Here is a 12,026-nt window from a genome sequence, read left to right on the forward strand (position 1 = left end):
AGGAACACATATGAACATCACAACGGAGCAACAATTCGAACAACTCGTCTCATCGAAAGACCATACGATCGTCAAATTCTACACGGACTGGTGCCCGGACTGCAGACGGCTCGACGCCTTCATGCCGGACGTCACCTCGATACTTGGTGACGTACCGCTCTATACGCTCAATAAGGACGAGCTGCCCTCACTGTCCGAACGTGAGCAAGTGATGGGTATCCCGAGTCTGCTCGTGTATAAGAACGGTGAAAAGGTTGGACATCTTCATAGTGCCAATGCGAAGACGCCAGGAGAAGTCACCGAGTTCTTAGCCGCATTCGTCACGTCATGACAAAAGGGAGCCCCATCGCTCCCTTTTTTCGGTCGTTCATGACGTCATCAGCTCGAGCTCGTCCCATAACGCTTGTCCGGTGAAGACGCGCGCCTCGTCGACGAGCACCGGCGTCACGAGCTCACCGTTTAGACGCAGCAGCTCCTCGACATAACGGGGCTCCTCGAATAGGTTCTTCTCGATGAATGGGATGGCCAATTCGTTCAGGCGTTGCTTGGCCCGATAACAACGGGAACAGCCGTCGATCGTATACAGTTGAAGCATGGGACTCCCCCCTTTTCTATATCGTATCGTTTACAATCAAAGGAGACAGTAAGACAGATTACAAGAGAGAGGTGATACCGATGGACAAATTGACATTGCTCTCGCACATCAGCTTGTTCGAGGAGCTGCCGATGCAAGATTTGAAAGTGATCGACGCGATGAGCCAAATGCGCCCGGTCAAAAAAGGGAAGATCATCGTCTCACCGGATGCCCCAATCCCGGCGCTGTTCTTGTTGAAAGAGGGGCAGGTCCGGCTCTATCGGATGAATCAACATGGCAAGCAGTTTACCGTCGATATTTTGACGAGCGGCAACATTTTCGGCGAGACGGCGACGCTCTCGTTGACCGACGACGATTTGTACGCCGAGGCGATGACCGACACGTACTTGTGCACGATCGGGGTTGACGAGTTTGAACAGTTCATCGAGAAGAACCCGAAAATCGCCTTGAAACTGATTAACATCCTCTCCGAACGGCTGAAAGACTTATACGCGCTCAGTGAAAAGATCGCCTTGACCGACGTGAAGTACCGCATCCTTTACCTTCTTCTGAAGTTGAGCGAGAAGAACGGCGTGCGCAAAAAGGATTGGCAGACAATCAACATCAAACTGACCCATGCCGATATCGCGGCCATGGTCGGGACGACACGGGAGACGACGAGCGTCATCATGTCTAACTTGAAGAAAGAAGGGTATATCAAAAAGGGACTGCGCCTATCGATTCATGCAGACAAAGTGAAGCAGGCGCTAGACGACCTTTAGGAGGGATTTGATGAAACCGACGATTCAAGCGTTCGTGTTCGATGTCTATGGGACCTTGTTCGACGTCCATTCCGTCAAGGCGGCGTGTGACGAACAGTTCCCCGGAAAAGGTGACCAAATCAGCCAAGCGTGGCGGACGAAACAGCTCGACTACTTCTTTACCCGCCACATCATGGGGCGCTATGAGGACTTCTCTGTCGTCACGCGTGACGCGCTCCGGTATGCCTTGTCGGCGGCCGAAGTGACATGGACGACCGAGACCGAGGACGCATTGATTGCGACATATGCGGAGCTGTCGCCGTACAAAGAAGTCGAGGACGTGTTGAAACAGCTGCAACCTAAACAGACCATCGTTCTCTCGAATGGGACGGATGCGATGCTCGAGGCGCTCATCCACAACGCCGGGTTCACCGACCTGTTCGATGAACTCGTCAGCATCGACGGCATCAAACAAGCCAAGCCGTCCCCGGCCGCCTACATGCACTGGTTCAAGAACAGCGGGCTGAAGCGGGACGAGGTGCTGTTCCTGTCCTCGAACGGATGGGACATCGCCGGTGCGAAGAACTTCGGGTTCCATACGGCCTGGATCAACCGCGACGGCAAACCGATCGATATGCCCGACCTGGCCCCTGACGCCGTCTATGAGGACTTGTCCGGGATACTGGAATGGGTCACGGACGAAGCGGCTTGGCCATAATCAAATCGACTTGGGCGTCGTCGCCCATATAAAACGTGTGCGCCCCGGTCTGGACGAAGCCGTGCTTTCGGTAAAAGGCGAGTGCCTTATGGTTATGTTCCCAGACACCGAGCCAGATTTCACGTTTGTTCAGTTCACCTGCGCACGTGATGGCCTGGTCGTACAACGCCTTGCCGACACCGCTTCCTTGGAAGGTGCGTCGCACATAAATCCGTTCGAGTTCGAACGCCTCTTCGCCCATGGCCTCGGTCTGGGCGTTGTTGGCGTTCACTTTTAAGTAACCAGCCACTTCCCCGTCAAGTATGGCGAAGAAGAACTGTGAGTCCGGATTCGAAAGCTCTTTTTTAAGTTGCGCTACGTTGTACGCCCGCTCGAGATACGCGGCCAGATGCGCCGGATCGTTCTCGGCCTCGAACGTCTCCGTGAACGTCTCGATACTGATGGTGCGAAGTGCGTCAACGTCTTCGATTGTGCAAGCTTTGATGGTGATCATGTTCGTTCCCCCTAGTAGTCTCGTTTCTTTCCTTTCTTCACCGCGTCCCAGTCCCCTTCGATATTGTGGCGGACCCGCTTCAATAGCCGGAGCAGCTGCTCGGCTTCCTGGTCACTCAGCCCGGCGAGCGCGACGTTAGTCGAATGCTCATGCTCGCGGATGATGACCGGGTACAGCGCCTTGCCCCGTTCAGTCGGGACGAGCCGCTTGATTTTCTTGTTGTGCGGGTCGTCCTGCTTCGTGATCAACCCGTTCGTCTCCAACTTTTGAACCGCCCGCGCCGCCGTCGTCCGGTCGACTTTAATCATTTCGGCGAGCTTCTCTTGAATGATGCCCGGCTCTTCACAAATCCGGACCAAATACAGATATTGCCCTTTCGTCAGCTCGAGCTCTTTGAACTCGATGTTGCTGATCGAGTCGAGGGCACGGGCAATCATCCCGATTTCACGCAACTGGTCTCTCATACAATCCTCCTGATTGTTGTATTTACAATATGTTACGTTTAGTATAATCCATTTAGTTGCATTTGCAACAAAAAGTATTTTAGATATGAGCTTAGATTATGTGAGAAAATAAAGGTATCATTCCACGAAACGAGGGGATCTCATGGCACACCGCATCTACACGACGAGCTTCGCGAGCGTCTATCCGCTCTATGTCGCGAAAGCCGAACGGAAAGGCCGGACGAAAGACGAAGTCGATACGATCATCCGCTGGTTGACCGGTTATGACGAGGCCGGGCTTGAAAGTCAACTTGAAGCCGAGGTCGACTTCGACACATTCTTCGCCACCGCACCCAAGATGAACGAGGACCGCGCCTTGATTAAAGGTGTCGTCTGTGGCGTCCGCGTCGAGAACGTCGAGGAGCCGCTCATGCGCGAAATCCGTTACTTGGACAAACTCGTCGATGAACTCGCCAAAGGCAAGGCAATGGCGAAGATTTTACGAGGAGGCGACGTCTGATGGACTATACGACACTCGTCGATGACAAGCGGCTCGACGCTTTCATCCGTTTAATTGACGTCATCGATACGAACTTACCGGCCGGGTTCGAGAAGACGACCGACGGGAACGGCATCCATTATGTCGTCCCGCTATCGACGTATCCGTCCGGGTATCACGTCACGCCGGGCACCCCACTCCCGTTCTTGAGCGTCATCGCCCAGAAGAACCATGTCGCCGTGTATCATATGGGCGTCTATAGTGACCCGGAACTGCTCCGCTGGTTCGAGGAGTCCTACGCCGCACAAGTGCCGACGAAATTGAACATGGGCAAGAGCTGTATCCGCTTCGGCAACGTCAAGCATATCCCGTACGACTTGATTGGCGAGCTCGTCTCGAAGATGACGCCGGAGCAATGGATTGCTACGTACGAATCACGCTAAAAAAGGCAGGTCGATTTTTTCTCGACCTGCCTTTCGTTTGTCAGACGATAAATTTATTTGTCATTTGACGCATCTCATCTGCCATGTTCGACAGTTCTTGGGCCGAGGCCGTGATCTCTTCCATCGACGCCATCTGTTCTTCCGTCGCCGCCGAGGTGTTCTCGGTTTCGGTCGCGGTCGTCTCGGTGATGCCTTGGATCTCGTTCACGGACGTCAAAATCTCGGTCGCCCCGGCTGCCATCTCTTGAACGGCGCCCGACACTTCCTCGACTTTTTGTCCGACTTCTTCGATTGCCCGCTTGATATCCTCGAACGCATCGCCCGCTTGTTGGACGTTCGTGACGCTATGGCCCATCTCGCTCTCGACGACGTGCATCGTCTGGACGGCTTGTTTCGTCTCCGTCTGCGTGTCCCCGATCAAACCGGAGATCCGTTTCGTCGCGATCGCCGACTCTTCGGCGAGCTTCCGCACTTCTGAGGCGACGACAGCGAAGCCTCGTCCGTGGTCGCCGGCCCGCGCCGCTTCGATGGCCGCGTTCAAGGCGAGCAAGTTCGTCTGTTCAGCGATACCGGAGATTGTACCGGTGATACTGCCGATTTCTTGCGAGCGGACGTCGAGTTGACCGATGACCGTCTGCAACGCTTTCACTTTCTCGTTCATCGCCTCGAGCTGGGACTCGAGCGTCTCAATCAACTCATTGCCCGTCCCGACTTTTTGGAGTGCCCCGTCCGACAACTCCGTCATATGTTGGGCGCTATTCGAGACGTGATGAATCCCGTTCGTCAGTTCGGTCAATGTGCTGTTCGATTCTTTCACCCGCGTCAATTGACGGAGCGATCCAGATGCAATCTCTTCCATCGTGACGGCGACCATCTCCGTCGCTTTCGTCGTCTCTTCGACGTTCGATTTCAAATCGTCCGATGACGTCGCGACGCGGCCCGCCGTCGACGTGACGTTACTGATCAAGTCACGCAGGTTGTCTTTCATCTGATTGAACGACACCGCGAGCGAGCCGATCTCGTCACGTGACGTGTAGGTGCTGTCGACCGTCAAGTCTCCTTCACCGGCTCGGCTCATGAGTCCATTTAACTCACGGACCGGTCGCACGATGAGACGCGTAATGTAGATTCCGAGCCCGATTGAGACGAGCGCCCCGATGGCGACGAGCACCCAGAAGACGAGTACCGACTGAGAACGATTTTCCTGCATCGTCTGACTGGCCGTCTCCGCTTCTTGATTGATTCCATCCATGACGACCGTGGCTGTTTCGACGAGCGCGAGGCGGATTGGGCGTAGCTCGCTGACATATTGGCGATAGGCTGCCGTATTCTCGTTTCTGATTGCCGGTTGCAAGACGATATCAACCCGTTCCAAATACGTCGTAATCAAAGTATTCAAATCTGCGACCTGTTGTTGCATGTCAACATTTGTCGAAGCGAAGTTCTCATTGAACAACCTTAAATTCTCGACCATGCTGTCTCGTCGCTCCGTAATATTTTCTTGGAGTTCCGCGTTACGACTTTCTTCGGTTGCCAACATCAACTCGAGTACATAACCTTCAAGCGCACGGTTGTCCGTCCGTATCTGACCGAGCGCCCGAATCGGCAGCAACCGCTCTTCATATAGTTCTTCCCCCGCATCGGCCATCCGTCCCATCAAGACATGACTGAGCGCCGCGATGATGACGAGCGTTGCGATGAACACGGTGATAAGTACCGTAAATTTTTTAGACATATTTAAATTCTTCATGATCATCCCCCCTATCTGCTTTATCGTAGGAAAGCAGGTTCACGTGAAGCGTGATCGCACATGCGTTGACCTAAGTTTCCATTTTCAGCGCCGTTACCTGCTTATCAGCACATTCAGCACCCATTTGTAAGCTGGCTCACCTTCATTCAGACGAAAAATGCGCTACGATAAATAAAAGAATGATCGATACGAAAGGAATGATTCCCGTGCCACGCTGGCTCAAACTCAGTCTCATGCTCGCCGTGTTCGGGAGCATCTTCTATATCACGCACTTCCATTATGAGCTTCGCCCGTCTGACGTCCGTGACGTCGTCTTGTCGTTCGGCTGGTGGGGTCCGGTCGTCTTCTTCCTCATCTATGCGATTGGCCCAATCATCTTCTTGCCGACGTCGGTATTGTCACTTGGGGCCGGTCTCGCCTTCGGGGTGTGGCCTGGCGTCCTCTATATCTTGTTCGGGGCGACGGCGGCGGCCGTGACCGGGTACGTCATGGCCCGACTGTTCGGCCGTTCGGTGCTCAAGGTCGAGAGCTATCCGTGGTCGGAGAAGCTGTTCACGCAGATGGAGCAACGTGGTTTTCTATACGTGTTTGTTTTGCGGCTCATCCCGCTCGTCAGCTTCGATTTACTCAGTTACGCCGGCGGGATTGCCAAAGTCAAATTCAAGTCGTTTATCCTGGCGACCGTGCTCGGCATGATTCCCGGGACACTCGCTTACAGTTTTCTCGGTGCGAGTCTCGCCTCGGGAAGCATCACCTTGGTCGTCATCGCCGCCCTCGTCTTCGTCACGTTGATCGGCGTCACCTACTATTTCCGGGAACCCGTCAAACGGTGGCTCGGGCTCACGTCAGACTAGAGAAGCGCAATCGCTTCTCTTTTTTTTATGTCGGCGTGTAAAAACGATAAACATTCGGGCCAATCGGACGATAAATGAGTAGCTATATCGACCTATTATCAGGAGGAATCTGAATGAGTTCTGAAAAACGCAATCAATTGATGCTCGTCACCACGTTCGTTATCGTCCTTACGTCTGTCACCGTCCATCTGCTCCACCGCTTCACGGATTTTGCCTATACGTACACCGTGCTCCGAAACGGTGCCGTCGGTTACGCATATCCCATCGCGACATGGGTCCTGTTCGCCGTTCCGATTGTGCTATTGATCGCCATGGTCGTCAGCCAACGTGTGAAACCACAGCTGTTCCCGCACTTGATGATGCTCACGCTCACGTTTTCGAGCATCTCGACCGTCGCCGGCGGGCAAGGGCTCGTCGAATATCACTTCTCGATTTTCGTCGTCTTGGCGATTCTGTCGTTCATGCGTCGTATCGACTTAATCGTCTACAGTACCGTCATCTTCGCCGTACAACATCTCGCCGGCTATTTCTTGGTCCCCGAGATCATCTGCGGGACGGCCGACTATCCGTTCAGCTTGTTGCTCGTTCATGCGGTCTACCTCATCTTACTGAGCGCCGTGCTCATCGCGCAGATCCACTTCCGTAACCTTGAGTCGTCGCGTGTCAAAGCACAGGAAGACGAGACCCGTCGTTTGCTGAAGCAAGCCGTCACCGATGCGAGTCAACTCGTCATGACACTCAAAAACCATGCGACCGAGCTCGAGACGGCCGCCAACCAGTCGCTCGAGTCTGGAGAACAAATCGCCGTCACCGTCGATCCGATTGTCGCCCACGCGACCGAGCAAGAGACGTCGATGAACCATGGGGCCGATGAGATTCAATCGATTCGCTCCCTTACCGCTCTCATCCAAGAACGGATGGCCCAGACGGCTGCCGCCTCGTCACGCATCGCGTCCGATGCCATCGCTGGGAACAGTGACATGCAACGGATGGAGACGAAAGTCGAAGAAATCATCAGCGAATCGGAGCGGCTCGAACGTGTCGTTGCGACGATGTCGAACCGATCGACCGAGATTCAAGCCATCCTGCAACACGTCGAGACAATCAGCGACCAGACGAACATGCTCGCCTTGAACGCCTCGATTGAAGCCGCACGGGCCGGTGATGCCGGGCGCGGTTTCGCCGTCGTCGCTTCTGAGGTCGGCAAGCTCGCCGTCCAGTCCAGAGATTATGCAGCCGAGATGACACGCGTCCTCGGCGGACTGATGGATGACACGATCGTCGTCCGCGATTCGGCACAGTTGTTCAAACGTGCGACCGAGAACTGTCAAATCGTCTCGGCCGACGTGACAGCGGTCTTCCACCGCTTGACCGAGGACGTTTCCGAGATCGATGGTCAAATCAGTTCGATTCAAGAGACGCGTCAACGCGTGACATCTCAAATGGAGACACTCGAGACGCGCCTCGCGACGACAAAACGAGCGGCGAGCGAACTGCAGCAACAGATTCAACACGTCGCCGCCGCGACCGAGGAACAAGTCGCCATCCAAAAAGAGTTGAGCCACATGTCGGACCGCCTCGCCTCGACCGCGAGCACGTTAGAAGACGTGACCGGTCAGCTCGAAGCCCGAGCGAACTAAAAAACAGACCGCGAATTTCGAATTCGCGATCTGTTTTTATGAATGGCTAAAGAAAGAGATTTTTGCAGTCGACCGAATGATGAGTACCGATACGAGCATGAGGATGGCTGCGATTCTAAAGCCCATATCCCCGATGACATTGAATTCATATCTCAGCCCGAACAATAATCCTAATCCGAGGACAACGCCGATTAAGAACATCATATTTTTCATGTAATCGATCCTTCCTATGTACATCTATGATTATCCATTTATTGTTAGTATACCGGATGGGGGATGACGTGTGCACAAATATGTGAAGACAAATCACTAATACTCATCAAAAAACGTCACGTTCTCGATGTTCGAAAACGTGACGTCACTATCGTTTATAACGTTGATACGAGCTTTTGAAGCGCCTCTTTGAGCGGCGTCACCGGACGACCGAGTACCAACTCGAAATCATTCGACTCGACTTCGAGCGAGCCGTTGCGGATACTGTCTTGAATGCCGACGACGATTGGAATCGCTCCTTCCGGCACACCAGCGCCGCGCATGACGCCAGCATAAGCGTCAGTACTCACTTCTTGGAGCGTCACTTCACGGCCAAGCACTTCACTGAGCGCCTCGACGAGTTCGGCTTGCGTATGGAGCGGACCTGACAATTCAAAGATGTCTTGCTCGAAATCGTCTGCCATCAGGACGTTCGCGATCGCTTCAGCGTAATCTTCTTGTAGCGCCCAACCAACCTTCCCGTCACGGGCAGCCGTCACCCAAGGTGCACCGGCGAGCACGCCTTGGATGCTGCCAAGTTCGTTTTCTAAGTACCAGTTGTTGCGCAAAAACGCATGCGGGATCCCCGTCCGTTCGATTGCGCCTTCCGTCTCGACGTGTGGCGGTGCCATGAGGTTTTGGCTCTCTGTCGCATCGGCGAGACTCGTATAGGCGATGAACGATACTCCTGCGCGCTCGGCCGCCTCGACGGCGTTCGCATGTTGACGGATGCGCGTGTCGTTGTCGCCGTCCGCCGAGATGATGAGCAATCGTTCGACACCTTTGAACGCTTCATCGAGCGTCTCCGGCTTGTCGAAGTCGCCGTGTCGTACATCGACCCCTTTCGCTTTCAGTGCTTCTGCTTTTTCAGGGTTGCGGACACTGACCGCGAGTTCACTTGCGGGTACCGATTTGAGCAACACATCGACAATTTTCGAACCGAGTTTTCCGGTCGCACCTGTGACTAAATATTTCATAAATCATTTCCTCCCTTTAGCCTGTAATTGAATTGGTTACATGTAATCATCATAGTTACAGCATCTTCGTTTGTCAATTGTTTGTTCCCTGTTATACTGAAGATGTAACCAATTCACTTACACGACTGTGCAGAAAGGTGGTAGCCTATGTCCATCAGTAGCCGTTTCGCGGTCGGCATTCACATCCTGACGTTGATCGAGGTCAACAAGGACGGCGTCACCTCGTCTGACTTTTTGGCCGGCAGTGTGAACACGAACCCGGCTTTGATTCGAAAAATCATGGCCATGTTGAAGAAGGCCCACTTGATTGAAGTGAAGCCTGGCGTCGCCGGAGCCAAAATGACGAAAGACTTGACCGAGATTTCGCTCTATGACGTCTATCGCGCCGTCAGTGTCGTCGAGGAGAACGAGTTGTTCAGTATCCATGACAACCCGAACCCAGCGTGCCCCGTCGGCCAACATATCCAAGCCACGATCGAACCAATCTTTATCCACGCCCAATCGGCGATGGAGTCTGTGTTGAAGCATGTGACCCTCGCCGATGTCGTGAACGATGTCACCACGAAAAGCCAAGCAACCTGAAGAGAGGTTGCTTGGCTTTTTTTAGATGAGTCGATACTTTTTGAAACTGTTCGCAAGCCCGTCTTGATCACACGCGTCCGTCACGTCGTCGGCGACGCGCTTGACCTCGGGCTTGGCGTTGCCCATGGCGACACCGACCTTGACATATTCGAGCATCTCGATGTCATTCAACCCGTCCCCGTAGGCGAACGTCTGCGCTCGCTCGAGACCTAGATGTTCGAGCAGCGTCGCAATCGCCGTCGCTTTGTTTACGCCCGGGATGGACAGCTCCCCACTGTTGGCCCCGAATACGGCGACCGTGCTCGGGATGACGGTGAAGCGAGATGCGAACTCTTGTTGGATGACGTCGAGCGGGACGGATGAGCCGAGGAACGAGATTTTGTTCACATCGGGACGGACGAGGTCGACCCCTTCCATCATCGCGTCATGAAACGGCTTTAAACCGCGCTCGATTGTCGCGCTTGCCTCCGGATTGTTCGCCATCAACTCGTCAATCATCGTCGCCACCCGTGCCTTGGCGTTGCCGCCGGCGAACAGACCGTCGTTCGACTCGAGATAGAAGTCGATGCCGTGTTCCGTGAAGAAGGAGATGAGGTGACTCAAATCATCGACGGAGACTTGTTGATGATACAGCACTTCCTCCTCGAGCTCGATGTAGCCCCCGGCTGCCCCGATGATGCCGTCAAAGCCGACGTCGAGAATATCCGAGAACAGCTCGGCCTTCGAGCGCCCGGTCGATAAGAAGACGAGATGGCCGTTCTGTCGCGCCTCCCGGACGGCCTCTTTGGCCGATTCCGGGATGTTGCCGTGGTCATCGACGAGCGTGCCGTCGACGTCTAAAAAGATGATGTGTTGCATAATATCCTCCTTTTTGTCCTGAAAACAAGAAAAACCTAAACCAGACGCAACATGTGCGCCCAGTTTAGGTTTTGCCTGATGATTCAGTAACAATCCTGATGTATACGATTTTCCCCTCAAGCATACCGCTCGCGCATTTCCTTTGTCAAAGCTGTCGTTGTTGGCGCACGTCGGCCCGTGGTGACAGCCCGAACAACCGGGCATACTCGCGGCTGAACTGCGATTGACTCTCGTAGCCGACCTGGAACGCCGCCTCGCCCACGTCCGTCGCCTGCATGAGCAACAACCGTCTCGCCTCTTGGAGCCGTAACTGCTTTTGGAACTGGAGCGGGCTCATCGCCGTGACTTCCTTGAAATGACGGTGGAGCGTCGAGACGCTCATATTGGCGACGCGGGCCAACTCTTCACTCCGAATCGTCTCGTTGAAGTTCGCGATGATGTGGTCGATGACGCGCTTGATCCGGAACGCCTGACTCCCCTCGAACGCCAACTGCCGCAGTATCTCCCCGTTCGACCCTTGCGCCACCCAATACAGGAGTTCGCGCTTATAGAGCGGTGCGAGTGCCACATGATCCGGTGTGTCGACGAGACGGGCGAGGCGGAGCGCGACATCGAACAACGCCTCGTCGGCATCGGCGATATACATGCCCCGCCTCACGTCACGCGGTTCGGTCAGCTCGACGTGCCCGACGGCATCGATCAAGTCGTCAATCGTCAACTCGAGTTTCAGCGCCACGTATGGGACGTCTGCGCTCGCTTTCGTCACTTGGCCCGTCACAGGCAAGTCGACCGAGGCGACGAGGTAATGCCCGCCTTCGTAGACGAGCCGCTCGTCGCCGAACAACATCTCTTTCCCACCCTGCAGGATTAGGCAAAATGACGGTTCATTGACGCGAGTGATCGGCTCGGTCACCATCGATTCATGGATGAACGTCATCGCCGGGACGATCGTCGGATGCACCCCGTCCCCCGGTATGTGTCGTGTGATGACGTCAATCAGTTGCAGTCGTGTCTCGATGTCGTTCACCCTCCCTCTGTATTCTCCCCTTCAGTATACGGTAGATTGTTTTCTTGGACGAGCCCTGTCCAACCTGTTGAGAGGATTAGGCAAAAACACGACATGAACGCGCTAACGCTCGACCCACATCTCGCGTCATACTGGTGGCAAAGGAGGGGGAATCG

At 54.4% G+C, this 12,026-nt stretch carries 16 protein-coding genes; 8 read left to right on the forward strand and 8 right to left on the reverse strand.

Features of this window, described 5'->3' with window-relative positions; translation table 11 throughout:
* Positions 1 to 10: 10 nt before the first annotated feature.
* Entirely contained in the window at positions 11 to 331 is a 321-nt protein-coding gene (locus tag AC13H5_RS12665) for a thioredoxin family protein (RefSeq protein WP_483545941.1), read from the forward strand.
* 36 nt (positions 332 to 367) lie between these two features.
* On the opposite strand, the gene AC13H5_RS12670 is transcribed toward AC13H5_RS12665, so the two are convergent.
* A complete protein-coding gene (locus AC13H5_RS12670; protein WP_483545942.1) occupies positions 368 to 595 on the reverse strand; it encodes a glutaredoxin domain-containing protein in 228 nt (75 codons plus the stop codon).
* A gap of 80 nt (positions 596 to 675) precedes the next feature.
* Here AC13H5_RS12670 and AC13H5_RS12675 point away from each other — a divergent pair, with 80 nt between their 5' ends.
* The gene (locus AC13H5_RS12675) at positions 676 to 1,356 is read left to right on the forward strand and encodes a Crp/Fnr family transcriptional regulator (RefSeq protein ID WP_483545943.1); all 681 of its coding nucleotides are present in this window, start codon (positions 676 to 678) and stop codon (positions 1,354 to 1,356) included.
* Between the two features lie 10 nt (positions 1,357 to 1,366).
* Positions 1,367 to 2,053 carry a haloacid dehalogenase type II gene (locus AC13H5_RS12680; RefSeq protein WP_483545944.1) on the forward strand — a complete coding sequence of 229 codons (687 nt, stop codon included), beginning with the start codon at positions 1,367 to 1,369 and terminating at the stop codon, positions 2,051 to 2,053.
* On the opposite strand, the gene paiA is transcribed toward AC13H5_RS12680, so the two are convergent.
* Positions 2,028 to 2,546, reverse strand: a complete 519-nt coding sequence (gene paiA, locus AC13H5_RS12685; protein WP_483545945.1) for a spermidine/spermine N(1)-acetyltransferase — start codon at positions 2,544 to 2,546, stop codon at positions 2,028 to 2,030. The two genes, AC13H5_RS12680 and paiA, sit on opposite strands and share 26 nt — an antisense overlap.
* Positions 2,547 to 2,557: 11 nt before the next feature.
* Positions 2,558 to 3,010: a MarR family winged helix-turn-helix transcriptional regulator gene (locus AC13H5_RS12690; protein WP_483545946.1), complete on the reverse strand. Its 453-nt coding sequence runs from the start codon at positions 3,008 to 3,010 to the stop codon at positions 2,558 to 2,560.
* Between the two features lie 142 nt (positions 3,011 to 3,152).
* Here AC13H5_RS12690 and AC13H5_RS12695 point away from each other — a divergent pair, with 142 nt between their 5' ends.
* The gene (locus tag AC13H5_RS12695; RefSeq protein WP_215189518.1) at positions 3,153 to 3,509 is read left to right on the forward strand and encodes a DUF2200 domain-containing protein; all 357 of its coding nucleotides are present in this window, start codon (positions 3,153 to 3,155) and stop codon (positions 3,507 to 3,509) included.
* Positions 3,509 to 3,931: a DUF1801 domain-containing protein gene (locus AC13H5_RS12700; protein ID WP_483545947.1), complete on the forward strand. Its 423-nt coding sequence runs from the start codon at positions 3,509 to 3,511 to the stop codon at positions 3,929 to 3,931. The genes AC13H5_RS12695 and AC13H5_RS12700 overlap by 1 nt, the downstream gene beginning before the upstream one ends.
* 40 nt (positions 3,932 to 3,971) lie before the next feature.
* On the opposite strand, the gene AC13H5_RS12705 is transcribed toward AC13H5_RS12700, so the two are convergent.
* Entirely contained in the window at positions 3,972 to 5,681 is a 1,710-nt protein-coding gene (locus AC13H5_RS12705; protein ID WP_483545948.1) for a methyl-accepting chemotaxis protein, read from the reverse strand.
* Between the two features lie 179 nt (positions 5,682 to 5,860).
* Between AC13H5_RS12705 and AC13H5_RS12710 the strand changes: the two genes are divergently transcribed.
* On the forward strand, positions 5,861 to 6,535 hold the full coding sequence (locus tag AC13H5_RS12710; RefSeq protein WP_233004713.1) for a TVP38/TMEM64 family protein: 675 nt from the start codon (positions 5,861 to 5,863) through the stop codon (positions 6,533 to 6,535).
* Between the two features lie 113 nt (positions 6,536 to 6,648).
* Positions 6,649 to 8,175: a methyl-accepting chemotaxis protein gene (locus AC13H5_RS12715; protein WP_483545949.1), complete on the forward strand. Its 1,527-nt coding sequence runs from the start codon at positions 6,649 to 6,651 to the stop codon at positions 8,173 to 8,175.
* Positions 8,176 to 8,211: 36 nt separating this feature from the next.
* On the opposite strand, the gene AC13H5_RS12720 is transcribed toward AC13H5_RS12715, so the two are convergent.
* Positions 8,212 to 8,388 (reverse strand): hypothetical protein, encoded by a 177-nt coding sequence (locus AC13H5_RS12720; RefSeq protein ID WP_167491749.1) that lies wholly within the window; start codon positions 8,386 to 8,388, stop codon positions 8,212 to 8,214.
* 155 nt (positions 8,389 to 8,543) lie between these two features.
* Positions 8,544 to 9,404 carry an SDR family oxidoreductase gene (locus AC13H5_RS12725; RefSeq protein WP_483545950.1) on the reverse strand — a complete coding sequence of 287 codons (861 nt, stop codon included), beginning with the start codon at positions 9,402 to 9,404 and terminating at the stop codon, positions 8,544 to 8,546.
* Positions 9,405 to 9,551: 147 nt separating this feature from the next.
* On the opposite strand from AC13H5_RS12725, the gene AC13H5_RS12730 reads away from it, so the two are divergent.
* The gene (locus AC13H5_RS12730) at positions 9,552 to 9,986 is read left to right on the forward strand and encodes an Rrf2 family transcriptional regulator (protein ID WP_483545951.1); all 435 of its coding nucleotides are present in this window, start codon (positions 9,552 to 9,554) and stop codon (positions 9,984 to 9,986) included.
* Between the two features lie 21 nt (positions 9,987 to 10,007).
* On the opposite strand, the gene AC13H5_RS12735 is transcribed toward AC13H5_RS12730, so the two are convergent.
* Entirely contained in the window at positions 10,008 to 10,844 is an 837-nt protein-coding gene (locus AC13H5_RS12735; protein ID WP_214753766.1) for a Cof-type HAD-IIB family hydrolase, read from the reverse strand.
* A 145-nt stretch (positions 10,845 to 10,989) separates the two neighbouring features.
* Entirely contained in the window at positions 10,990 to 11,871 is an 882-nt protein-coding gene (locus AC13H5_RS12740) for an AraC family transcriptional regulator (protein ID WP_483545952.1), read from the reverse strand.
* Between the last annotated feature and the right edge of the window lie 155 nt (positions 11,872 to 12,026).

Source organism: Exiguobacterium sp. FD-YE-25-4, assembly GCF_057004685.1.

Excerpts from the sequence above, each read along its gene's own strand:
- paiA (WP_483545945.1), bottom strand. The coding sequence starts at position 2,546 with ATGATCACCATCAAAGCTTGCACAATCGAAGACGTTGACGCACTTCGC.
- AC13H5_RS12665 (WP_483545941.1), top strand. The coding sequence starts at position 11 with ATGAACATCACAACGGAGCAACAATTCGAACAACTCGTCTCATCGAAA.
- AC13H5_RS12715 (WP_483545949.1), top strand. The coding sequence starts at position 6,649 with ATGAGTTCTGAAAAACGCAATCAATTGATGCTCGTCACCACGTTCGTT.
- AC13H5_RS12720 (WP_167491749.1), bottom strand. The coding sequence starts at position 8,388 with ATGAAAAATATGATGTTCTTAATCGGCGTTGTCCTCGGATTAGGATTA.
- AC13H5_RS12675 (WP_483545943.1), top strand. The coding sequence starts at position 676 with ATGGACAAATTGACATTGCTCTCGCACATCAGCTTGTTCGAGGAGCTG.
- AC13H5_RS12700 (WP_483545947.1), top strand. The coding sequence starts at position 3,509 with ATGGACTATACGACACTCGTCGATGACAAGCGGCTCGACGCTTTCATC.
- AC13H5_RS12670 (WP_483545942.1), bottom strand. The coding sequence starts at position 595 with ATGCTTCAACTGTATACGATCGACGGCTGTTCCCGTTGTTATCGGGCC.
- AC13H5_RS12690 (WP_483545946.1), bottom strand. The coding sequence starts at position 3,010 with ATGAGAGACCAGTTGCGTGAAATCGGGATGATTGCCCGTGCCCTCGAC.
- AC13H5_RS12705 (WP_483545948.1), bottom strand. The coding sequence starts at position 5,681 with ATGAAGAATTTAAATATGTCTAAAAAATTTACGGTACTTATCACCGTG.
- AC13H5_RS12680 (WP_483545944.1), top strand. The coding sequence starts at position 1,367 with ATGAAACCGACGATTCAAGCGTTCGTGTTCGATGTCTATGGGACCTTG.
- AC13H5_RS12695 (WP_215189518.1), top strand. The coding sequence starts at position 3,153 with ATGGCACACCGCATCTACACGACGAGCTTCGCGAGCGTCTATCCGCTC.
- AC13H5_RS12725 (WP_483545950.1), bottom strand. The coding sequence starts at position 9,404 with ATGAAATATTTAGTCACAGGTGCGACCGGAAAACTCGGTTCGAAAATT.
- AC13H5_RS12735 (WP_214753766.1), bottom strand. The coding sequence starts at position 10,844 with ATGCAACACATCATCTTTTTAGACGTCGACGGCACGCTCGTCGATGAC.
- AC13H5_RS12730 (WP_483545951.1), top strand. The coding sequence starts at position 9,552 with ATGTCCATCAGTAGCCGTTTCGCGGTCGGCATTCACATCCTGACGTTG.
- AC13H5_RS12710 (WP_233004713.1), top strand. The coding sequence starts at position 5,861 with ATGATCGATACGAAAGGAATGATTCCCGTGCCACGCTGGCTCAAACTC.